This window comes from Sulfurimonas sp. (genome assembly GCF_050296975.1).
Taxonomy (GTDB): domain Bacteria; phylum Campylobacterota; class Campylobacteria; order Campylobacterales; family Sulfurimonadaceae; genus Sulfurimonas.
On sequence record NZ_JBNKRX010000033.1, the window covers coordinates 12711 to 35258 of the forward strand.

At 33.6% G+C, this 22548-nt stretch carries 22 protein-coding genes; 8 read left to right on the forward strand and 14 right to left on the reverse strand.

Annotated elements, in window-relative coordinates:
- Positions 1 to 56: 56 nt before the first annotated feature.
- Genes mltA through ACQY56_RS10150 form a run of 3 tightly spaced genes read left to right on the forward strand, consistent with a single transcriptional unit; the run spans position 57 to position 2533 of the window.
- Complete coding sequence (gene mltA, locus ACQY56_RS10140; protein ID WP_428739100.1) at positions 57 to 1151, forward strand: murein transglycosylase A; 1095 nt, start codon at positions 57 to 59, stop codon at positions 1149 to 1151.
- Complete coding sequence (recR, locus tag ACQY56_RS10145) at positions 1144 to 1713, forward strand: recombination mediator RecR (RefSeq protein ID WP_428739101.1); 570 nt, start codon at positions 1144 to 1146, stop codon at positions 1711 to 1713. The genes mltA and recR overlap by 8 nt, the downstream gene beginning before the upstream one ends.
- Positions 1714 to 1717: 4 nt before the next feature.
- Complete coding sequence (locus tag ACQY56_RS10150; protein ID WP_428739102.1) at positions 1718 to 2533, forward strand: phospholipase A; 816 nt, start codon at positions 1718 to 1720, stop codon at positions 2531 to 2533.
- Here the strand turns inward: ACQY56_RS10150 and ACQY56_RS10155 are convergent.
- The 6 genes from ACQY56_RS10155 to ACQY56_RS10180 form a co-directional block, all read right to left on the reverse strand.
- Positions 2527 to 3318 carry a shikimate dehydrogenase gene (locus ACQY56_RS10155; RefSeq protein WP_428739103.1) on the reverse strand — a complete coding sequence of 264 codons (792 nt, stop codon included), beginning with the start codon at positions 3316 to 3318 and terminating at the stop codon, positions 2527 to 2529. The genes ACQY56_RS10150 and ACQY56_RS10155 overlap by 7 nt on opposite strands.
- Positions 3318 to 4727 (reverse strand): anthranilate synthase component I family protein, encoded by a 1410-nt coding sequence (locus tag ACQY56_RS10160; RefSeq protein WP_428739104.1) that lies wholly within the window; start codon positions 4725 to 4727, stop codon positions 3318 to 3320. The genes ACQY56_RS10155 and ACQY56_RS10160 overlap by 1 nt, the downstream gene beginning before the upstream one ends.
- 19 nt (positions 4728 to 4746) lie before the next feature.
- Positions 4747 to 5439: an SPOR domain-containing protein gene (locus ACQY56_RS10165; protein WP_428739105.1), complete on the reverse strand. Its 693-nt coding sequence runs from the start codon at positions 5437 to 5439 to the stop codon at positions 4747 to 4749.
- A 61-nt stretch (positions 5440 to 5500) separates the two neighbouring features.
- A complete protein-coding gene (locus ACQY56_RS10170; RefSeq protein ID WP_428739106.1) occupies positions 5501 to 6043 on the reverse strand; it encodes a DUF1882 domain-containing protein in 543 nt (180 codons plus the stop codon).
- A gap of 8 nt (positions 6044 to 6051) precedes the next feature.
- Positions 6052 to 7299, reverse strand: coding sequence for a serine hydroxymethyltransferase (locus tag ACQY56_RS10175; protein ID WP_428739107.1), 1248 nt, complete (start codon positions 7297 to 7299; stop codon positions 6052 to 6054).
- Between the two features lie 66 nt (positions 7300 to 7365).
- Positions 7366 to 9492: a response regulator gene (locus ACQY56_RS10180; protein WP_428739108.1), complete on the reverse strand. Its 2127-nt coding sequence runs from the start codon at positions 9490 to 9492 to the stop codon at positions 7366 to 7368.
- Positions 9493 to 9673: 181 nt separating this feature from the next.
- Here ACQY56_RS10180 and ACQY56_RS10185 point away from each other — a divergent pair, with 181 nt between their 5' ends.
- Positions 9674 to 10243, forward strand: a complete 570-nt coding sequence (locus ACQY56_RS10185; RefSeq protein ID WP_428739109.1) for a DUF302 domain-containing protein — start codon at positions 9674 to 9676, stop codon at positions 10241 to 10243.
- Between the two features lie 81 nt (positions 10244 to 10324).
- Here the strand turns inward: ACQY56_RS10185 and ACQY56_RS10190 are convergent, their stop codons facing one another.
- Both ACQY56_RS10190 and ACQY56_RS10195 read right to left on the reverse strand, forming a co-directional pair.
- Positions 10325 to 10924: a hypothetical protein gene (locus ACQY56_RS10190; protein WP_428739110.1), complete on the reverse strand. Its 600-nt coding sequence runs from the start codon at positions 10922 to 10924 to the stop codon at positions 10325 to 10327.
- 103 nt (positions 10925 to 11027) lie between these two features.
- Entirely contained in the window at positions 11028 to 11513 is a 486-nt protein-coding gene (locus ACQY56_RS10195; protein ID WP_428739111.1) for a DUF2321 domain-containing protein, read from the reverse strand.
- Positions 11514 to 11960: 447 nt separating this feature from the next.
- On the opposite strand from ACQY56_RS10195, the gene ACQY56_RS10200 reads away from it, so the two are divergent.
- Entirely contained in the window at positions 11961 to 12188 is a 228-nt protein-coding gene (locus tag ACQY56_RS10200; RefSeq protein ID WP_428739962.1) for a phage integrase N-terminal SAM-like domain-containing protein, read from the forward strand.
- A 303-nt stretch (positions 12189 to 12491) separates the two neighbouring features.
- Positions 12492 to 12620, forward strand: coding sequence for a hypothetical protein (locus tag ACQY56_RS10205; RefSeq protein WP_428739113.1), 129 nt, complete (start codon positions 12492 to 12494; stop codon positions 12618 to 12620).
- A gap of 29 nt (positions 12621 to 12649) precedes the next feature.
- On the opposite strand, the gene lysS is transcribed toward ACQY56_RS10205, so the two are convergent.
- Genes lysS through ACQY56_RS10225 form a run of 4 tightly spaced genes read right to left on the reverse strand, consistent with a single transcriptional unit; the run spans position 12650 to position 16222 of the window.
- Positions 12650 to 14164, reverse strand: coding sequence for a lysine--tRNA ligase (gene lysS, locus ACQY56_RS10210; protein WP_428739114.1), 1515 nt, complete (start codon positions 14162 to 14164; stop codon positions 12650 to 12652).
- 22 nt (positions 14165 to 14186) lie between these two features.
- On the reverse strand, positions 14187 to 14666 hold the full coding sequence (locus ACQY56_RS10215) for a Fur family transcriptional regulator (protein WP_428739115.1): 480 nt from the start codon (positions 14664 to 14666) through the stop codon (positions 14187 to 14189).
- 2 nt (positions 14667 to 14668) lie between these two features.
- Entirely contained in the window at positions 14669 to 15304 is a 636-nt protein-coding gene (locus ACQY56_RS10220; protein WP_428739116.1) for a CvpA family protein, read from the reverse strand.
- Positions 15305 to 16222, reverse strand: coding sequence for a GGDEF domain-containing protein (locus tag ACQY56_RS10225; protein WP_428739117.1), 918 nt, complete (start codon positions 16220 to 16222; stop codon positions 15305 to 15307).
- Positions 16223 to 16354: 132 nt separating this feature from the next.
- Between ACQY56_RS10225 and ACQY56_RS10230 the strand changes: the two genes are divergently transcribed.
- Entirely contained in the window at positions 16355 to 17704 is a 1350-nt protein-coding gene (locus ACQY56_RS10230; RefSeq protein WP_428739118.1) for a class II 3-deoxy-7-phosphoheptulonate synthase, read from the forward strand.
- A 20-nt stretch (positions 17705 to 17724) separates the two neighbouring features.
- Here ACQY56_RS10230 and ACQY56_RS10235 read toward each other — a convergent pair whose 3' ends face one another.
- Both ACQY56_RS10235 and abc-f read right to left on the reverse strand, forming a co-directional pair.
- A complete protein-coding gene (locus ACQY56_RS10235; RefSeq protein ID WP_428739119.1) occupies positions 17725 to 19110 on the reverse strand; it encodes a DASS family sodium-coupled anion symporter in 1386 nt (461 codons plus the stop codon).
- Positions 19100 to 21052: a ribosomal protection-like ABC-F family protein gene (abc-f, locus tag ACQY56_RS10240; protein WP_428739120.1), complete on the reverse strand. Its 1953-nt coding sequence runs from the start codon at positions 21050 to 21052 to the stop codon at positions 19100 to 19102. The genes ACQY56_RS10235 and abc-f overlap by 11 nt, the downstream gene beginning before the upstream one ends.
- Positions 21053 to 21209: 157 nt before the next feature.
- On the opposite strand from abc-f, the gene ACQY56_RS10245 reads away from it, so the two are divergent.
- On the forward strand, positions 21210 to 22548 hold a 1339-nt coding region (locus ACQY56_RS10245; RefSeq protein WP_428743758.1), incomplete at its 3' end, for a TonB-dependent receptor.

Genomic DNA, 22548 nt, shown 5'->3' on the forward strand with positions numbered 1-22548 from the left:
TTTTTCCTAATGTTAAATTGATACTAAAGTTGCATAACTTTGATATAATCCGATTTATGAAAAAAGTTTTCGTTGTATTTTTTGTAGCAATTTTATTTTTTGGATGTTCAGAACCTAAGCCATCTACAACTACTCAAGTGATGAAAAAAAGTAGTTTTGAGGAGCTTCCATCAAATTTTGAAAGTGAAAATTTCGATGAAGTTGTAAAACTTTTTAAAAACAACTGTCAAGCAAAAAAAACACTTAAAATTTATCCAAAATTATGTCAACAAGTAGAAGATGTAAATGATTCTAAAGCATTTATATTAGAAAATTTCCAACCTTATCAACTTATAAATAATAAAAATGCGCAAGAGGAAGGACTACTTACAGGATACTATTTAGCTAGTATCCATGCATCACTACAAAAGTCAGATATATACAAATACCCAATCTACGAAACACCACCTGATTTAGTGAGTGTAAATTTGAGTGAGATATATCCAGAGTTAAAGCATTACAGATTACGTGGACGTGTAGTAGATGGAAAACTTATCCCTTACTATAGTAGAGAAGATGCATCCAATATTGAAGCACCTGCTCTTTGTTATTGTGATTCAAAAATTGACAAGTTTTTTTTAGAAGTGCAGGGCTCTGGAAAAGTGTATTTGGATGATAACACAACGATGTATATAGGATACGATAATCAAAATGGGTATAAATATAGATCAATAGGGCGTTATTTAGTTGCTAAAAAAGAGATAGCTTTAGAAGATATATCTATGCAGAGTATTAAAGAGTGGTTACAAAAACATCCAAATAGAATTGATGAAGTATTAAATTATAATGATTCAATGGTTTTTTTTAGAAAAAAAGAGCAAGGAGCATTTGGTGCACTTGGATTGCAATTGACACCTAAACGCTCTATAGCCGTTGATCGCAGGTATACCAAGTTAGGCAGTATGATATACTTGGATGCTGATTTAGATAATGAAAAAATTAGTAAAATTGTATTTGCACAAGATACTGGTGGAGCAATAAGAGGGAGTGTAAGAGCCGACTTTTTTACTGGTTTTGGTGCTCAAGCTGAGGAGTTGGCAGGAAAACTCAAAGCTCCGCTGAAAATGTGGGTATTTTTACCGAAAGAGGGAAGTAAAGTAGAAGATGAATAGTTCATTAGATAAATTTAATCGTTTAGTTGATGCTTTGCAAGAACTTCCTACTATTGGAAAAAAATCTGCTACAAGACTTGCTTATTTTATGATTATGAATGATACTTACGCAGGTATGAAAATAGCACATGCTATAGAAGATGCACTTGGAAGCTTAAAAAAATGCAGAGTATGTGGTGGTATGAGTGAAGATGAGATTTGTCATATATGTAGTGATGAAAACAGGGACTCAACACTTTTATGTATGGTTGAAAATGCGAAAGATATTTTACTTTTAGAGGAAAATGGATTATTTGATGGAAAATATTTTGTATTGGACTCTTTAGAGGAGTTAAGTATTTCACATCTTGAAGAATTAGTTAGAAATGGGGTAGAGGAGGTGCTTTTTGCACTTACTCCATCGATTGCAAATGATGCAGTGATTTTGTATATTGAAGATAAATTAAGTAAATATAATTTACATTTCTCAAAAATTGCACAAGGTGTACCAACAGGTGTCAGTTTAGAAAATATAGATTTGCTCTCATTAACAAGAGCATTAGAAGATAGGGTAAAGGTTTAAAAAAGTGAGATATATTTTATTTTTGTTGTTACCACTTATGTTGTTTGCACAAGCAGATCAAAAACATGAAACTTGGTTAAGTGGCTCTGATCTTGAAGCGTATAAACTTAACTATTTTTGTCCAGTATCATATGCAGAACAAACGTATCATTCTTATCTGAAAGATACAGAGTATAAACATGTAGAGGTTGAAGTTCAATTTAGTATAAAATATAATCTTGAAAATGATCTTTTTGGTTTAGGCGGAAAGTATTATATAGCATATTCACAACATGCTTTTTGGCAAATATATACACACTCAAAACCATTTAGAGAAAATATATATAATCCAGAAGCATTTGCAAGATATGATTTAAATGTAGAATCTATCCCATCTTTAAAAATATTACAAATAGGTTATGAACATCAATCAAATGGAAATCCTGATACAACAAATACAATAATTGACGGTGAACCAGTGGGTAATATATCTAGAGGATTAGATACACTCTACACAATTATAGGTTTTGAAACAGGAGATTTACATACTGAACTTAAAGCTTGGGTACCAGTTACCTCTTTATCTGATAATCCAGATTTGATGGATTATATTGGGTATACCAGTATAAATATGAAATACTTTTATGGCAGACAAATCTTATCTTTAAATGCACGTGGAAATTTAGCAACAAAAAAAGGTGCAGTTGAAGCAGCATATGCATATCCAGTAGGTGAGTCAGTAAATCTTTATTTTAAAGTATTTACAGGTTATACAGAGACTATGATTGATTATGAAGATTATGTGACAAAATTTTCGATAGGATTTAGCTTTTCTCAATAAAGAAAACTTTTTTCCATCTGCTCTTTTATATCTTCTTTTTTAAGTTGGTAGTTTGTAAAGAGTTCATTTGCCAATACCCCTTGTCCAAGTAGCATATCTGCTCCATCTTTATGCGGGAGTTGTTTTTGCTTGGCTAATTGTAAAAAAGGTGTGAGTTTTCCGTAGATGGCATCTGCAACATAGCAAGTATTTTCTAAAATATTTTCAATCATTTTCTGCGGAGCTGGTAGATTGTTATCAGACAATCCTGCACTTGTTGTGTTTACAACAAGATCAAATTGTTGCACTTGAAAATCTTCCCATGTAAAAGTATTGCATCCAATTTCATTAAAAAATTCAAGACGTCCAGCAGAACGATTGAGAACATTTACATCAAGAGATTCCTCTAAAAACCTTTGAGCAAGTGCTTTTGCAGTACCACCAGCACCAATGATAAGTACTTTTTTGATATTTTTAAACTCTTCAATACTAAACATAAAACCATCAGCATCAGTGTTATAACCAATGAGTTTTCCATTTTCATTGATAAGTGTATTGACTACACCTACTTTTTGTGCAAATCCACGCACTTCATCACAAGCGTTAAATGCTGCCTCTTTATGGGGAACTGTTACGTTCGCACCACTAAGTTTAAGAGCAAAAAAAGTCTCTTTGAGTTTTTCACCTTCAAGAAGATGTGTACGTGTATAACATGCTTTGTAATTGAGGTTTTTAAATACACTATTGTGCATCAAAGGGCTACGAGAGTGTGAAACAGGATCGCCAAAAATTGAAAAAAGTTGCATCACTTTTTATCTAAATCTTCTAAAGAATGAATGAGTGCTCCAAGTTTGTTTTCCACTTCAAGATACTCTAACTCATCTATACTGTCAGCAACAACTCCAGCTCCAGCTTGAAGTACAACTTTATCTGGTTTTACAAGGGCAGTTCTAATTGTGATTGCACTATCCATATTACCATCAAAACCAAAGTAACCTATACTTCCACTATAAAAACCACGTTTGAGTCCTTCAAACTCTGCAATAAGTTCCATTGCACGAATTTTAGGTGCACCAGTCATTGTTCCAGCTGTAAAAGTTGCCATGAAAAGATCAAACATATCTTTATCTTCTTGAAGCTCGGCTACTACATCTGAAACGATATGCATAACGTGAGAGTAACGCTCAATATGCATCATGTTCTCAACTTGTACACTTCCAGTTTTTGCTACACGACCAACATCATTACGTCCAAGATCGATGAGCATTAAGTGTTCTGCTAACTCTTTTGGATCGGCTAGAAGTTCCTCTTCAAGCTCTTTATCTCGTTCTTTTGTTTTACCACGTTTTCTTGTCCCAGCAATTGGGCGAAGAAGCAGTTCGCCATCATCAAGTCTTACCATAACTTCTGGCGATGAACCAACTATGCTAAAACCCTCATATTCCATTAAAAACATATATGGGGATGGGTTTTTTGCACGTAAAATTCTGTAAAAACTAAATGGATCAACTTTGATATTGCGTGTAAAACGATTAGTCATAAGGATCTGAAAAACATCGCCAGAGCGGATCATCTCTTTTGATTTTGCAATCATCTCAAAAAATTGCTCTTTTGTATGTGCAAAACTTCCTTGATCATCTCCTACATTATGCACACGATGTTTATATTCGTAAGTTGATTTAAGATAGTTTTCTAATTCATCAAATCTATTAGCATACTCTTGTAGAGTTGAAAGCAGAGTGATTTTATTATTTTTATGAGAGTAGACAAGAATCATTTTCGGAAGGATAAGATCAAGATCAGGAGTGTCAAGTTCATCTTTGAGATGATCCATATACGGCTTCAAAACTGGTTCAAAAACTTTCACCATATCGTAGCCAATGTATCCTATAAAGCCATCAACATAGCCAATGCCAAGTTCTCTTGCAGTCTCTTTATAAATAGTTGTATCGATTTTAGAATAGTACTCTTTTAAAAAGTCAAATGGATTTTGATCTTTTGAATGTACAACACTAGCAGTATCAGTATAGATAGTTTCATTGTTAATATATTGCAGACGTTCTCTTGCGCCTATACAGATAAAACTATAATTCCCTTCACTTTGACTTGCACTTTCAAAAAGATATGTTATTTCATCTGAAAAAAGTTTTTTTATTTTAGAATAGACCGCTATGGGAGCTAGCTGGTCTAATGTAAACTGTTTATTGTGTATCAATTTCTACCCTGTGAAATTATTATAGTTTTACTAAAAATGCACCTGGTTCAACTTTTGAACGAAGTTCACGTCTTGCATCTCTAGCTTCTTTCTCTGTTGTAAAAGGTCCAACTAAAACTTTGTTAAGTGACTGAGAATTCACAGTTACTTTGTGGTATCTATATTTATAACCAAGTTTTGTAATTGAAGCTAAAAAGTTTTTATTTGGTTCATATTTTGTAAATGAACCAACTTGAATATAATAAGAACCTGTTGTAGCTGTTTTTACAGGTGCAACTTTTTTCACTGGTTTTGTTGTAGGTTTAACAACAGGTTTTACCTCTTCAACTTTAGGTGTAGGAGTTACATTTTCTGTTTGTGTTGTAGGAGTTTCTTCTGCTGATTCCTCTTTTAATTTTTGAGCAATTTTATCAAGATCAGCATCATCAACACTTCCATCTTGAACTACTTCAACTTCTTCAAAAAGTGGTTCTTCATCAGACTCATCATCTTTGAGTGTATCTGTTGTAGCAATTTGAGCTTGTGGTTGTGGTGGTATTACAGCTTGAGGTGCACTGCTTACACTCTCTGATCCACAAGATTTCATAATTGTAACTACAGCTACAAGTATAATACCCAACGTAGCAATAGCTAAAATCATCTTCTTACTAGAACCAGAAGATGAGTTTTTATTTAAAACAATATCACTTAATTCATTATTATTTTCACTCATAATTTTTACCTCAATACAAATTTATTGGTTTATAATACCAAAAATAGAATAAATAGACAACTTACATATGCTTTGACCAAGAAGCTCCACGCTCTTTTGCGTACACTTCATATGGCAAAGTTAAAATATTATACTCATCTGGCATATCATTATTGGGAAACATGCGCCATTGTTTTGGCTGTTTTGCTGCTAGTTTCATACTTAAAGTTTTCCCAAGTTGAATAGCTTCTTGAAGGGTAGTATGTCCTTTATGGATATACACATGCAAATGCCCTTCAGTTTTTGTTTTATAAGCAGTAAAGTTGATATATCCCTCTTCACGAAGAAGTAGTTGTGTTTTATGATAAAAACGCTCTGGATCTCTTCCATTATAATCGATGACAATATTTTCAACTTTGTTGAATTTATTCACTAGCGAATGGGCAACTGTAATCTCACCTTTAAGGTGTTGATTGATAACAGATTGTGAAAGCATCTCATTAACTTTTTCAAATTTGTTGTAAAAAGTGCGACCTTTAAAGGTTATTTTATCTACTACTGTATCACGTTTGATCCAGTAGTGATCGCTTACCATTTTGATGAGTTTGAGATCCATTGCAGTCATCATATCACCTAGTAAGTAGCTTGGTTATAGATAACAAAATTTTGAGCTAAAGTTTTAAGTTCCTCTTTTACTTTGGCTTGTAACTCTGTGTTGTTAATATCATCTAAAACATCAGCCATTTTATTTGCGATAAGTTCAAACTCTTGCTCTTTCATCCCACGAGAAGTTAAAGCTGGACTTCCTACACGGATACCTGAAGTAACAAATGGACTTCTTGTTTCACCTGGAACTGTGTTTTTATTTACAGTGATACCAGCATTTCCAAGAGCAGCATCTGCATCTTTCCCACTGAACTCTTTGTTTAAAAAGCTTACAAGTACTAAGTGATTATCTGTTCCATCACTTACTACATCATAACCACGTTTAATTAAAACATCAGCTAGAACAGCAGCATTTTTCTTTACTTGCTTCGCGTACTCTTTCCACTCATCGCTTAGGTTGTGTTTAAAACCAACAGCTTTTGCAGCGATCACATGTACAAGTGGTCCACCTTGAAGACCTGGGAAGATAGCAGAGTTGATTTTTTTAGCTATCTCTTCATCGTTTGTCATAATCATACCACCACGAGGACCTGCAAGAGTTTTGTGTGTAGTAGTTGTTACAACATCAGCATAAGGGAATGGACTAGGGTGTTCACCAGCAGCAACTAAACCAGCAATGTGAGCGATATCAGCAAATAAAATAGCACCAACAGCATCAGCAATTTCACGAAATTTTTTAAAGTCAATCTCACGAGCATATGCTGAAGCACCACAAACGATAATCTTTGGTTGAGTGATTTTTGCAATATCCATAACTCTATCGTAGTTAATTCTACCGTCAAGCTCAACACCGTATGTAAAAGATTGGTAGTTTTTTCCAGAAAAGCTTGGTTTTGAACCATGTGTTAAGTGCCCACCGTGGCTTAAGTCCATTCCAAGAATTTTTTCACCAGCTTTTAAAAGTGCTGCATATACTGCACCATTTGCTTGGCTACCAGAGTGAGGTTGTACATTCGCATAGTTACAGTTAAAAAGTTTACAAGCACGATCGATTGCTAATTGTTCTACACCATCAGCGTATTCACATCCACCGTAATATCTTTTTGCAGGATAACCCTCAGCGTATTTGTTTGTAAAAACACTACCCATCGCTTCCATTACAGCTGGAAGTGTAAAGTTTTCAGATGCTATCATCTCTAAGTGGTCAGTTTGTCGCTCTAACTCTTTTTCGCATAAGTTATATACTTCTTCATCAAACTCTTTTAAAAAGCTCATTTTCTTATGTTCCCTTACTTTATAATCTTGTGGGATTATACAAAAAAAGAGCTAAGAAAATGCTGATTAGCCTAGATATTTGTCAATTGAACTATTTACTACTTTTAATTCTTTTGTATATTGCTGTACTAGTTCAGGGATAAAATCGTATTTTTTGAGTAATAGTTTTTGTAAAATATCTGAGAGAATTGTATAGAGTTTTTCTGCTCCAATAGTTCCACTCAATCCTTTAAGATCGATACAAACTATACGTAGTTGTTCATATCTAAAATCGTGAACTAATTTTTCAAAAAGTTTATCACTTTCACCATAAGCATCTTTGAACTCTGTAAGAATCTCTTTATAAAATACCTCATTTGAGCTAGATTTAGAGATACCAACAACTATATTTAATCCATCAAGTTTTTTGAGTTCTTCTGTCTCTTCGGCAATCTCTTTGTCTTGAATAATGTGCTGATTATTTAAAAAAGTAGCAAGAACAGTGTAAAGCTTTTCTTTTAGTAATGGTTTTGGTAAGTACCCATTCATCCCAGAAGCAAACATTTTTGCGACTTCATCTTTTGATGTTAAAGTAGTAAGTGCTATGATTGGAATTTCATTGTACTCATTGTTTTCTCTCATTTTTAGTGTTGCAGTATACCCATCCATAACTGGCATATTTATATCCATAAAAATAATATCGTAATTTTTATCATTTGCAAGGATATTTAAAGCCTCTTTACCATGGTTTGCAACAGTTATATGCATATCTGATTTTCCAAGTACACCAACAAAAACTTTTTGATTTATGATGTTATCTTCAACAAGTAAAACTTTATTGTTTTGAAACCTAACAAAACTACTTAAAGATACATTTTTTGTAGATTGAAAAGAGTTTCTATGAACAGGTTTTGTTCCTGAATTTACTGCTTTATTTGTTGAAACTACAGAGATATCATGATCGGCTATAAAAAGTTTATGGAGTAAACTACTGACTTGCCATAGTGTAAAAGGTTTTGTCGCTTGCATATCTGCAATATTTGCATTTGGAAACTCCTCTTTTATCGTAAAAAGATTTGAAGTAGAGATCGATCTACAATTGAGGGTTTCTAATTTTGCGACAACTTTGTTGGTAAAAAGTTTTTCATCGAGAAAAATAACATCATAGATATCAAAATACTCAACATAGTCTATATAAAACTCTTTATCTACAACTTTAACTTTATGCCCTAATGATAGAAGAATTTTTTGTGTATTTTGTGCTGAATTTTTTGATGAGTCAATAACTAAAATATTTTTCGGTTCTATGCTTTCATTTTGGATACTATATTTATGCTCTTGCTCTTCAGCTTCTAAGTATGGGATATTAAAAATAAATTCAAGGTTTTTATTATCATCGTTTCTAGCGATTAAATCACCTTTCATAAGTTTTGCAAGCTCTTTTGCTATAAATAAACCAAGACTATCATACTCTTCTGTTTCATCATTATAGTTAGAACGGAAAATATTAACCTCATTTTCAGCATCTAAAACATAGTTTGTTGAGATAATAAATGAAAGTTGATCATCTTTGGAGTTTAGACTTGTTCTTTTAATATCTACATGAAGTTGTGTCGCATTGTTATCAACACAGTAAAGGAGAATATCGACAAGTATCTTACTAATGTTCAAGGTATCGGAGTTTAAATTTTTAGAGATATTTTCACCAATGCTATAAAGTAGTTCAAACTCTTTTCGTTTTGTATTTGTTTTTAATGTTCCAGAGATTTCATTGAGTAAGTTTGAGAGTTTAAAGTCTTGATTTGCTACGATAACTTTTTTTGATTTTATACGTAAGAAATCGATAAGGTTTGTCGTAATTGTAAGTAATTGATTCTCAGATTTGGCTATATTTGAGCCTCCCACTTTTTGTAATGAAGTTCCATCTTTAGCAATCTCATAGATATCTTTACTCATTTTAGAGATGATACTATCTTGTTTATCATCTTTTTGTTTTTGTATCTCATCCTCTTTTTCTCTTTTTCTTTTGTATTTTTTTATCTCTTCAGATGAAAGAAAAAGTGCTAAGATACCAATCAACCCAAGACCAAATAAAGCGATCCACATTGTAGAATCTTCATCTGCAGTTGTAACACTTTCAACTATAGATGTATCAGCGAAAACATTTAAACAAAATAAATGAAAAAATAAAACAAAAAAGAATTTTTTACTCATTTAAACCCCTTTAAAAGATTTATTATACATCATAACTATAAAATTTTTTTTATATTTTATTAATATTTGTTTTTTTTAGGATAAAAGTATCATTTTTTGCACACAAATAGAGAAAAAGATAAATTTATATAAAGGCAAAATGTGATACGATAACGATATAAAACAAACGAAGGATTATGGAATGATTAAAAATCTACTAGCATTTATAGGAGCTGTAGTTATTATAGCTGTGATTGGAATGTATGCTAAATTTGGTTCACAAGTAAGTTCATTAGATGAAAAAGCGATGCCAGCTTTTATGGCTATGTTTGACAACATTTTAACAAATGGTGATCCAGCACGTGCTATGATGAAAACATGGGAAGTTGAAGAGGGTATCACTGGTGATGATGTAAAAGAGTCTATCACAGCACTTACAGAAGAGTACAATATGAGACTTACTGGTTATGTAAAGATGTATACAAAAGAGGATGCTGCTCCAGATGAGGTAAAAGAAGCAAGAATTTATTCTTTATGTAACTTAACAACTGCAAAAATATTTTTGAACTATTCACAATGGTATGGTGGTTTTATGCCGTGTAGAATCATGTACGTCCAATACGGTGATGGACATGCAAACTTGATCAGTATGGATATGACACTGGCTATCCACGGTGGTAAACCACTTCCAAAAGAGATGTTAGAAGCTGCATTGAAAGTTAAAGAAGCAATGGAAAAAGTTCCAGAGCGTGCTGCTAAAGGTGATTTCTAAGGAAGTTATCTCTAACGTTTGAGTTGAGAAATATTTGAGTCACAGGGTCAAATATTTCTCTCCAAGGTTTTGTTAGAGAATTTATATACTTGTTTCATTCATATGTGAAATTAATGTATTGAATAATTTACCCACCATAATTACCATTAATCTTTCATCTCCTGAAACTTGTTCTTCCCATCCGTAAGCTATACCATTATCTTGATTTTTTCTCCAATCCTTATAGTAAGTTTGTACTTTTGTTGGATATTTATTCCAATTAATTTCAAAATCTCTTAAACTTATTAAAAGCAATATATCATCACAATACTCTCTTGTTTTTTTATCTCCATGTAGTCTTAATATATTAAAATCATTATTTATCATCCAATATGCTTCTTGTGTATTTAATTCTTGTAATAGTTCAAAAATATTGTTTTCAAATGTTTGTATTTCTCCATCGGTAGCTACTGTATCAGCTAAAGAACCTATGGAAAGTAATCTACTTATTAGAGGTGACCTTTTTCTGTCAATTTTTTCTAAAAATGATTGGTAGGCTAGTATTCTATATTCAAATTGTTTTGCTTTCATTACATGCTCTGCTTGAATATTTGACAAAAAATATCCACCAATTGAGGAAAAAATACCTGCTAGTAATGCAGTAACAAAAGCAAGTTTATATGGACTTTGTTCTAATGACAAAATAGTTCCTTATATATAATAGTCTTTATTATTCACTAACGTTTGAAATGAGCCAATAAATTGCCCGCAGGGTAATTTATTGGCTCCTCTGATTTGTTAGATATTAACTACCCAACAATGATTTTTTCGCTATTTCTGTTCCAACATCAACAGCAATTTTAATAAATGCATCATAGGTATCAGAACCTAGTTTTTTTGCAATTTTCTTGATTTTGAGTGCATTAACTTCTGTTTTTGGAGTATCTTTTGAAATTTCTTTCATTGAATTAATAAGGAGTGCTTTATCAGAATCATTGATTGATTCGTCAATATCCAATAATTCTTGTGCACTCTCTAGTGCTGTTTGCAACCATGGAAAAGCATTCCCGCAGTTATGACAGTATGATGGTGGCGTATATTGATGTCCTATTGCTACTACGCCGTCAACATGATAATCGCCTCGGATAGGAGTTTCGCATTCTGGACAAGCTGTTATGGTCTCAGCTCCACATTTATCACAAAACTTTTGATTAAATTCTGGATGACGATTTACTGTGTCATTAATTGTATGACCATTTAAACATACTTGTGCTGTATCATAGTGACCCATATTTTCTCCTATATCTAACGGTGGCGCTGAGCACCACAAAGTCAGACTTCATAAATTAGCTTGCTGATTTCTGGAGGATGGCTTGGTGTGTGACTCCTGGCATTTGATGGACGTAGCGAAGCGGAGACCAGCAAATGGTAGGTGGCACGTTCAGTGTTCAGCGCGACCGATGCGACGTATACGCGAAGCGGGTACGTCGCATCTATTTATTCAACGAACATTATATACAAAACAACTCTAAATATCCAAATTAAATGACACAAAAAATGTTTGTTTTAATTGTATTTTTATTGCAAAATGCAATATTTTGATGATTTTTTTAAAAAAACTTCTAAAATTCAATGTAGATTTAAAAATATAATAGCCGTTATTTGAACATTTTGTCGTTTAATCGTTAAAAAAAAAGTGTTAAATGTACATTTTGCATGTTTAATTTGAGGAGTTAAAATGAAAAAGAAGTTACTTGATATTGTAAGAGATAAAATCAGATTTAAACACTATAGTATCTCTACAGAAAAGACCTATGTGTTTTGGATAAAGCACTATATTTTTTTTCATAATAAACGGCATCCTGTTGATTTAGGGAAAAAAGAGATAGAAGAGTTTTTAACATTTTTAGCAACAACTAAAAAAGTATCACCAACTACACAAAACAAGAGAATCGCTTTTGCGTAGCAAAATGTTTCTTTAGAAAATCAAGCCTTTAGTGCTTTATTGTTTTTATATAGAGAAGTTTTAGGTGTAGATATTAGTACATGGAATATCCAAGCACTCCGAGCACAACAGCGAAAGCATATACCAGTAGTTCTGACTAAAGAAGAAGTGCATAGCATCATTGTAAACATGAATGGCATATACCAGCTTATGATTAAACTAATGTACGGATGTGGACTTAGAATGTGAAAAGCGTAAAATAAATGACAACTGCTTGTCATTTATAGCTTTGGAACCTGAAGTGTTGTACCAAAGGTACCACTGATGGCTGTACAAAACATACGCATAAAAGATATAGACTTTGGTTTCGATAAGGTTTATATATGGGATAGTAAATCATTAAAAGACAGAACGGTGCCACTTCCATTGAAGATCAAAGATGAACAAGTCTAAGGTTATTAGCCCTTTAGACTTGTAAATTATTATTCCTCTTCGTCAGAATTTAGTTCGTGGTTAAGTGGTTTCATAGCAGGGAAAAGAAGTACATCACGGATACTATGCTCATTTGTAAGTAACATTACAAGTCTATCGATTCCTATCCCTTGACCTGCTGTTGGTGCCATACCATAGCTTAGTGCTTCAACAAAGTCACTATCCATCTCATGTGCTTCATCATCACCACTGTCTTTAGCTGCCATTTGTCCCTCAAAGCGCTCTAATTGGTCAACTGGATCATTTAACTCACTAAAGGCATTTGCGATCTCACGACCTGCAATGAAAAGCTCAAAACGCTCAGTGATAGCAGGATTTGCATCACTTCTACGAGCAAGGGGTGAAATCTCTACAGGGTACTCTGTGATAAATGTTGGGTCGATAAGTTTTTCTTCAACAAATTCATCAAAAAGCTCTCCTTGAAGTTGCCCAAGGTTCATGCTTTCATTTACATCTATATTTTTAGATTTTAAGAACTCTACAATTTTATCTTTATCGTTTACGATTTCAGCTGGAACTCCACCAATTTCTGAAAGTGATTGGATAAGTGGAATCTCTGTAAAATTATCAAAATTAACCTCCATCTCACCATAAGGTAGAATAGTAGGTAAATTTAAGTGATCGAAAAGATAGTGAAAGTACTCTTTTGTAATTACAATTAAATCTTTATATGTTTTGTAAGCCCAGTAAAACTCGATCGAGGTAAATTCAGGGTTATGCGTAGCATCCATCCCTTCATTTCTAAAGTTTCTATTGATCTCAAATACTGCTTCAAATCCCCCAACTATAAGTCTTTTGAGGTAAAGCTCAGGTGCAATTCTTAAATATCTATCAATTCCAAGTGCATTGTGATGCGTTACAAATGGTTTTGCATTCGCTCCACCAGCGATAGGGTGCATCATTGGAGTTTCAACTTCTAAAAACCCTTTGTCTTCAAAAAATCTTCTCGTTAGTGAGATCACTTGTGAACGGATTTGAAATGTACGGCGAACTTCAGCATTCATAATAAGGTCAAGATAGCGTTTTCTATATCTGATCTCTTTATCTGTAATCCCATGAAATTTTTCAGGTAATGGCGAAATTGCCTTTGTTAAAAGTTTAAGTTCATCGACATGTAAAGAGAGCTCACCTTTACCAGTTACAAAAGGATACCCTGCAACTTCGATGATATCACCAACTTCAATGTTCTTTTTAAAAGTTTCATTGTAAAAGCCTTCAGGAAGATTATCACGTGCGATGTAGACTTGTAACATTCCGCTTTCATCTTCGATCTTAGCAAAACTAGCTTTACCCATGATACGAAGTAGTTTAATACGACCACTTACTATATAGTGACGTTTTTCATCACGTTTTTCATCTTTGTCAAAAATATCTTGATTAACATTTATATATTTTTTTATCGTTGTATTTCTTTGTGAGTCGTTAGAATACGGATTAAAACCAGACTCTTTTAACACTTTTGCTTTTTGGATTCTTTGTTGTACAAATTTATTGTCAAAAATCAAAAACTATTCCTTCTTTTTAAATTTATTTTTTTTCTTGGCATGATTTACAAATGCCGTAGATTTGCATAGAGTGATCAAGCATCTTAAAACCTAAATCATCTGCAATCTTATGTTGGCGTTTTTCGATCTCTTCATCTACAAACTCAAATATTGCACCACATTGTGTACAAATAAAATGGTCATGATGATCTTTCGCACCAAGTTCATATTTTTTCCCTTGCGCTCCAAAAGATAATGAAGTGACGATATTTGAATCTTCTAAGAGTGATAAAGTTCTATAAATAGTTGCAATTCCAGTATTGAGCTCTGGATACTTCTCTTGGATAACCCTATGTAACTCTTCAGGTGTTAAATGCTCATCAGAATTATAAAGAGTCTCTAAAATTACTTCACGTTGAATAGTAAATTTTAGATTATTCTTTTTGATTAGATTTTTAAAATCATCCAGAAGTTGATTGTACTCAATTGTTCTGTCGTTAAAGTCTGTTTCTATCTTTGCCATAATTACTTCTCTTGAGTGATATTTGTTTCTTGAATTGTTCTATTGATCTCAATTATTTTTTGTTCAATAGAATCTTTGACGATCTCTTGAGTCGCATCCTCCGCTTTTTGTGTTAATGTGTCTATATTTTCCTCTACATTAGCAACTTCTTCAATAGGGTCTATTTTCATAATAAACCCTCCTGTTGAAACAAATACAGGGTACAAAATACTATTGTTCATCAAAGAGTCCATTGTAGGTTTTAGAGATTTGATGTTGCTAATAGCAAATGCAATAACTGCAGCAATTAAAAAGAATTTACTTGCACCAAAAACAAACCCTAAAATTTTATCAAGTGCTCCTAAACCGCTTAATTTACTGAGCTTTTGAAATACCATTCCAGTTACAATCATTAGAACCCAAAAGATTGCCAATGAAACTAAAAAACCTGTAAAACTGATAGCTGATTGATTTGAAAATTTAAAAATGAGATCACTTAAATATTGACCAACATCATCCCCTATACGTGATGCTATAAAGATACCACCAATGATCCCTACAAGTCCAAAAACTTCTTTGAAAAATCCGTTAATAATCCCTTTTAAACCAAGTAATAAAATGATTGTACCAGCTATAATATCAAAATAGTTTAATTCCATTTATTTTTTTTCCATATTCATTTGATTTTTACCATTGTTTTTTGATTTGTATAGTGCTGTATCAGCTCTTTCTAAAAGGTCTTCCATAGTATCACCATCATGGTATTTTGTAGAACCTATGCTTACAGTTACTTGTAAAGTTGTCCCTTTGTAAATAAGTTTATTTGAGCCTACAAGTTTTAAAATTCTCTGTGAAATTTGTGTACAGTGTTCATCATCAATTCTATTAAGAATAATTACAAACTCTTCTCCACCATATCTAAAAATTTTATCTCCATCGCGAAGCGTTTTTTTAAGAAGGTTTGCAAGGAAAATAAGAACTTTATCCCCAGCAACATGTCCGTAAGTATCGTTGATATTTTTAAAATCATCTATGTCAAGTATAAGAAAATGAAGCTCGTGTTGCAGCTTTCCTTTTGCACAAACTTGCGTTATATACGAGTGCAGGGCACGTCTATTATAAACTCTTGTTAAAGGATCAAGTTGTGAGCTTTCTTCTAACTCTTTTATGCGATCATACAAATCATGAATAACACCATTTGCACGATGCACCTCTTCTGTCATATGAAGGTGAATCTCTTCAAATTTTTCAGTGATTTTGTGTACATCTACAAGAGAATCCTCTTTATATCTCAAAAGGTTTTCTTGATGTTGTTCTGTTAAGTCTAAAAATTTATTACTTGTTTCTTGATAAGAGCAGATACCTTGTTCAGCAATAATTTTATAAGCATTTGTAAATGCTTGTTTTGCGTGTTCAAGTGTGTCGATTTCATCTTCATGGAGTGATTGAATTGTGATTGCTGAATCTTGAAGATACTCTACAACTTGTTCTTTATTTGGACGCTCTTGGGCATCAATATTGTCAATGAGATCATTATATAATTGCGTGACAAGTGATTTTAAGTCATCTTTTTTCAATTGAAAACTCCATGAAATTTATGAAAGCGATTATACAAAAATTAACCATAAAGTAAACTTTTATTGCGATATATTCCCATTTTAACTATATTTAGATAGAATTGCGCAAAATATTATATTAAGGTAATAATTATGAGTATATGGACCCCATCTAGCTGGAGAGAAAAGCCAATTTTACAACAACCAACTTACCCTGATCGAGAGAAGTTAAATGCGGTGTTGGCAGAATTGAAAAATTATCCACCTTTAGTTTTTGCGGGAGAGGTTCGTTCACTCAAAGAACAACTTGCAAATGTAGCTAATGGAAAAGCATTTTTACTTCAAGGTGGAGATTGTGCAGAGAGTTTTAGTGAGTTTCACGCAGACAATATCCGTGATACTTTTAAAGCTTTAATGCAGATGGCAGTGGTAATGACATATGCTGGAGGGCTACCAGTTGTCAAAGTTGGGCGTTTAGGTGGGCAGTTCGCAAAACCGCGCTCTAGCGATACTGAAACGATCGATGGTGTGACACTAGATTCTTACCGTGGAGATATTATCAATAGTGTTGATTTTGAATCAAGTGCACGTGTGCCTGATCCAGAGCGTATGATAAAAGCGTATAACCAAGCAGCGGCAACGCAAAACTTACTCCGTGCATTCGCTTCAGGTGGTATGGCAGACTTACATCAAGTACATAAATGGACACTCGATTTTGCTCACAAAGGAGAGGTAGTCCAAAAGTATGAAAAACTTGCAGATGATATCCAAAATTCACTCAAATTTATGGAAGCGTGTGGTGTAACTTCTAAGACATATAGAACACTTCGTGAAACAGACTTTTTCACTTCACATGAAGCACTTTTATTACCATATGAAGAAGCTTTTACTAGAAAAGATTCACTTACAGGTGATTGGTATAACGTCGCAGCTCATATGGTTTGGATTGGTGATCGTACACGCCAACTTGATGGTGCACATGTTGAGTATATGAAAGGGATTAAAAACCCTATAGGTATTAAAGCAGGTCCATCTATGGACCCACAAGAATTAGTCAAACTTGCAAATGCAGTAAATCCTGACAATGAAGCTGGACGCTTGAACATCATTGTTCGTATGGGTGCAAATAAAGTAGCTGAAGGTTTACCACCATTAATCCGTGCAATTGAAAAAGAGGGGTTAAATGTGGTATGGTCTTGTGATCCAATGCATGGAAATACAATTAAGTCTTCAAACAACTATAAAACTCGCCCAGTAGATGATATATTAACTGAGATGAAACAGTTCTTCCAAGTGCATAAAGCAGAAGGTACTCACGCTGGTGGTGTGCATTTAGAGATGACTGGTAAAAACGTAACTGAGTGTATCGGTGGAAGTTTTACGGTAACTGAGGAAGATTTAAGTTCACGTTACCATACACACTGTGATCCTCGTTTAAATGCAGATCAATCTTTAGAGTTAGCATTTTTAATTGCAGATAGCTTAAAAGAAGCACAAAAGTAGAGAGAAAAATTTCTCTGCTTTTACACTACTGCTACAATCCAAAAACTCCCAAAAACTAAATAGATCAGAGTATTTAACAAAGTAATTATCCCTCCAAATTTATAAACTTCATTTGACTTGATATATCCAGAACCAAGATAGATGACATTTGCCGATGAACCTTGCGGTGTTATCATTGCATTAAAATTTGTTGCAAAAAGAAGCATAAAAGCAAGTAGCTGTGCAGGTACTCCAGCATCTATACCAACTCCCAAAAAGACTGAGAAAAGAGCTAACATCTGTGCAGTTTGAGAAACAAAAAAGTAGTGTATAAATACATAAGCAATGACAAGCATTAGATATACATTAATCCAAGAGTATCCAACTACAAAATCAGATATATGACTACCTAGCCAAGACATAAACCCTAGATGATTAAGTTCTGAACTCATTGAGTAAAGAATCCCAAACCAAATAAGTGTCCCTAATGCTCTACCCTCATGGGCTAGATCATCAAGTGTAAAGATTTTACTTATCATGATTGCCCCAAGACCTAAAAATGCAACTGCTGTTTTATCAAATCCAAAAATAGGGGAGAGTACCCAAAGGGTGAGCATTGCAATAAAGGTAAAGCCCATAATATACTCATTTTTATGCACACCACCCATATGCTCTAACTCTTTTTTTGCAATCTCTGGAGCATCTGGAGTTTGTTTTATCTGGGGAGGAAATATCTTAAAAAGTACCCAAGGGATAGCAACAAAAGCTAAAAGTGTTGGTAAAAAAGCAGCGAGTGTCCAAGAGCCAAATGTGATATTTATCCCAAACTCTGCAGCCATTTTTACACCAGCTGGATTTGCTGCCATCGCTGTAAGCCACATAGCAGAAGATATGGTAATTCCTGCCATTGAAGTCATCATAAGATAAGCTCCCAGTTTTTTACGAGTCCCATCAGCCACTTTTGAACCGCTATCCGCTGCCAGTGCATTCACAATTGGGAAAAGTACACCACTTCGTGCTGTATTGCTTGGAAATGCAGGGGCTATAAACATATCTGCTGCAATGATTGAGTACCCTAGACCTAGCGAAGACTTTCCAAAACGTTTGATAATCAAAAATGCGATACGTTTTCCAAGACCTGACTTTATAACTCCACGGGCAATCAAAAAAGCAACAATGATTAAAAGTATAAAACTTTGAGAAAATCCACCATAAGCCTCTTTTGGTTCTAATGTATGTGTTAAAATGGAAAAAGAAAGCCCAATGATTGAAGCTGTAAAAATTGGAAACGCTTGGATGATTACAGCTAAAATTATGGAGATAAATATAGAAAAAAGATGCCAAGCTTGAAGAGTTAAGCCATCAGGAACGGGACTAAACCAAAGAACTAATCCAAATATAAAGACAAAAAATTGCTTAGCTTTCATTTTCTATAGCCTCCACTTTTTCCTCTATAGTAAGTAGTTCTTCCACCTTTTCTTCATAAAGTGTCTCTAGCTCTTCTAACTCTTTTGCTAAAACTGAAATACCAATTTGTTCATAACATTTTGGATCAGCTAGACAATTATTTTTTTCTTCGATTTTGAGCTCTAACTCTTCAATCTCGGCAGGAAGTTTCTCTAAAGCAGTTTTCTCTTTATAGGTAAGTTTAACAGGTTTTGATTTCTCTTTTATTTCTTCTTTTGGCTTTACCTGTTCTAACTCAGCCTCTTTTTCCATACTATCAAGCTCATGCAACTCTTTTTCAAGCTCTAAGTACTCACTATAATCTTGATATGATTCTTCGATCGTTTGATCACGTTTAAAGATGAAAAGTTTTTTTGCAATCTTATCTACAAAATATCTATCATGACTCACTAGTATGACAGCCCCAGAGAAGTTTGTAAGTTGTTCTTCTAGGATATTGATCGTTGGGATATCAAGATCATTGGTTGGCTCATCAAGAATGAGAATATCTACTTTTTTTGTAAAAAGTAGGGCAAGTGCTACACGGTTTTTCTCACCACCGCTAAGTACTCCTATCTTTTTATCTAAAAACTCTCTTGGAAAAAGAAAATTTTTGAGGTATCCATATACGTGTAAATCTTTTCCCTGTACACTTACACGATCCCCACCATTTGGACAAAAAGTCTCAATCAGGTTTTTATCATCATCTAACATCTCACGATGTTGGTCAAAATAACCGATGCTAAATTCCCCTTGTTTGATTTTGCCACTTGTTGGCTCAATGCGTCCAAGTAATGTTTTTAAAAGGGTAGATTTTCCACTTCCGTTTGGTCCTACGATTGCGATCACATCTTTTTGAAGTATACGAGTAGAAAAATCATGCAGAAGCTCTTTATCTCCAAGTTTGAGATGTAGGTCTTCGATCTCAAAAAGCATTTTTTGTTTGTTTATACTTTTTTGGCGGTTGAAATGTTTTGCTTCACGTTGCAACTCCATAGACATTTTTCTAATTTTACTAGGATTGTTTTTTGCCGCTTCTCGTAACTCCATTAAACGCTCTTTACGACCTTCATTACGTTTAAGTCTTGCTCTTACACCGCGTGAATACCACTCATTTTCACGTTTGAGTAAAGAGAGTAAAGTTTCATGCTGTTTTTGGAGATTTTGTAAGTATTGTTCTTTTTGTTGAAGGTAATCACTGTACCCACCTTTATATTCACGCAGAGCACAATCTTCAACCTCGACCGACTTTGTAGCAACCCTGTCTATAAAATAACGATCGTGAGAGATAAAAACAAGTGTAAACTTCTCTTTTAAAAGTAGCTCTTCCAAGAACTCAACCATATATACATCGAGGTGGTTAGTAGGTTCATCAAGAAGTAATACATCAGGTTTTTGTAGTAGCAGTGAAGCAAGTGCAACACGTCTTTGTTCTCCACCGCTAAGTAGAGCTATTGGTTTATCTTCATACTGTTTAAGATCAAAGTGTTGGATGATTCGTTCGATCTTGTCATCTAAATTCCAAGCTGAGTGGTGTTCAATGTAGTTAGAGAGTTTTTCGTGTTCTTTTAAAAGAGTTTTGTTTTCAAAATCTTCAGCTAAAAGATGGGTGAGTTCATCATATCTTGCTTTTGCACGGTTAATCTCAACAAGTCCAGCTTCAACAGCTTCGCGAACATTATGCCCCTCTTCAAAAACTGGGCGTTGGTCGAGCATCTTTACTTCAATGTCGTTTTGGATAATACGTTTACCCTCATCAGCGTCAAGCGTACCATTTACAATCTTCATTAATGTAGACTTACCACTCCCATTTTTTCCGATGATAACGATACGTTCACTCTCATCAACATGAAAATCAATATCTACTAAAATCTTTTGTGCAGAGTAGTGTTTAGAGATGTTTTGTAAATCTATTAGTGCCATTGAGTAAAAAAACCTTAAAAATATATGTGAAAGTGTATCAAAAATATGGTTATAGAGTACTTTGAGTTACATTGTTGTAAAGAAAAGACGTATATTAATGTTAAATTAAAAAATATAATTATAAAATTCAGTATGTAGTGTGAGCGGGGGAAAAGTGTTGAAGCATCGTTTTTTATATAAATTTTTAACTATTAATTGCCTCATATTTGCACATTTTACAATCTTAAATGCACAAGATGATGTTTTATCTTTAATTTCTCAAGATATGAATCATTTTGAGAGTGTTGCAACTATAACCAAACAGAACGAACATTATCAACCCTATATCATCTCTGTATTTAAAGGCAAAGAGTTAGAAGATTTAGGAGTCTCAAACCTCAAAGAAGCTCTGCAACTCGTCCCTGGTGTTGATATGGCTACAGATAACTTCAACAATCAAACACCAATTTTTAGGGGTTCTAATCCTCAAGCATATGGTCAAACTAAACTTTTTATTGATGATGTTTTAGTAAACAATGTTTTCTTTGATTCCTACTCAGAGTACCTTGGAATGCCAATTGAGATGATCAAGAGGATCGAAGTAACTAGAGGACCTGGAAGTAAAACCAATGGTGTAAATGCGTATGCTGGATCAATTAACATCATCACTTATGCAGAAGATTTTAAAGATTTTGAATCAAATGACAAAGTTGTTTTCAAGTATGGTTCATACGATTATAGAATGGCTGAATTTATTAAAAAGTTTCAAGCAGATAATTTTGATGCAACAATAGACTTTTATTATCAAGAGGACAATAAAGAGCTGTATGCTGGTCCTGATGGATTTTCTCAAGGAGTATTAAGTCTACCTCCATTATATGATAATACAGGACTTTCTCAAACAGGGTATGCACCAGTATGGATGCGAGATTACTCTTTAGGAGTAACTCTTAAATACTATGACTTTACACTTAAAGGTCGTATGTTAGATCATACACAAGGGAGTGCCTATGGGATTAATCTCTCATTGCCACAAGATAGCGATAGACTGAAGTCTCCAAATGGATACCTTGAATTAGGTTATGATAAAACTATCAATGATTTTGAAATTGAGATAAAAGCTGGAATGAAATATGATGCTTTTGATTCAAAAGCAAAGTTAGGTCCTAATGGTGAAGTTTTCTTTGATTTTTATACTTACTCAACTGATGATACATTAACGGCTAGTGAAAAACAAACACTCATTGAAACTCCTATTACCTTTTCAAATGGAATCTACGGTGAACATCTAGCACGACAACGAACATTGTACCAGTCATCTTATCTCAAATACAATGGATTTGAGGATCATATCATTACTACAGGATATAGAGTATTTCAAGAAAAAACTGTCAAGATGACCTCTAAACTCTCAAACTGGTCAACAGGAGATGCAGCTTTAGTTGATTATACAGAGACATTTCCATTCGTTGATAAAAATGCTAAACGTGACACTTATATATTTTCATTGCAAGATG

Coding starts and splice junctions, on each gene's coding strand:
- ACQY56_RS10175 (WP_428739107.1), bottom strand. CDS start 7,299: ATGAGCTTTTTAAAAGAGTTTGATGAAGAAGTATATAACTTATGCGAA.
- ACQY56_RS10215 (WP_428739115.1), bottom strand. CDS start 14,666: ATGGCAAAGATAGAAACAGACTTTAACGACAGAACAATTGAGTACAAT.
- ACQY56_RS10185 (WP_428739109.1), top strand. CDS start 9,674: ATGATTAAAAATCTACTAGCATTTATAGGAGCTGTAGTTATTATAGCT.
- ACQY56_RS10180 (WP_428739108.1), bottom strand. CDS start 9,492: ATGAGTAAAAAATTCTTTTTTGTTTTATTTTTTCATTTATTTTGTTTA.
- recR (WP_428739101.1), top strand. CDS start 1,144: ATGAATAGTTCATTAGATAAATTTAATCGTTTAGTTGATGCTTTGCAA.
- mltA (WP_428739100.1), top strand. CDS start 57: ATGAAAAAAGTTTTCGTTGTATTTTTTGTAGCAATTTTATTTTTTGGA.
- ACQY56_RS10195 (WP_428739111.1), bottom strand. CDS start 11,513: ATGGGTCACTATGATACAGCACAAGTATGTTTAAATGGTCATACAATT.
- ACQY56_RS10165 (WP_428739105.1), bottom strand. CDS start 5,439: ATGAGTGAAAATAATAATGAATTAAGTGATATTGTTTTAAATAAAAAC.
- ACQY56_RS10230 (WP_428739118.1), top strand. CDS start 16,355: ATGAGTATATGGACCCCATCTAGCTGGAGAGAAAAGCCAATTTTACAA.
- ACQY56_RS10200 (WP_428739962.1), top strand. CDS start 11,961: ATGAAAAAGAAGTTACTTGATATTGTAAGAGATAAAATCAGATTTAAA.
- ACQY56_RS10170 (WP_428739106.1), bottom strand. CDS start 6,043: ATGACTGCAATGGATCTCAAACTCATCAAAATGGTAAGCGATCACTAC.
- ACQY56_RS10220 (WP_428739116.1), bottom strand. CDS start 15,304: ATGGAATTAAACTATTTTGATATTATAGCTGGTACAATCATTTTATTA.
- ACQY56_RS10205 (WP_428739113.1), top strand. CDS start 12,492: ATGGCTGTACAAAACATACGCATAAAAGATATAGACTTTGGTTTCGAT.
- abc-f (WP_428739120.1), bottom strand. CDS start 21,052: ATGGCACTAATAGATTTACAAAACATCTCTAAACACTACTCTGCACAA.
- ACQY56_RS10155 (WP_428739103.1), bottom strand. CDS start 3,318: ATGCAACTTTTTTCAATTTTTGGCGATCCTGTTTCACACTCTCGTAGC.
- ACQY56_RS10235 (WP_428739119.1), bottom strand. CDS start 19,110: ATGAAAGCTAAGCAATTTTTTGTCTTTATATTTGGATTAGTTCTTTGG.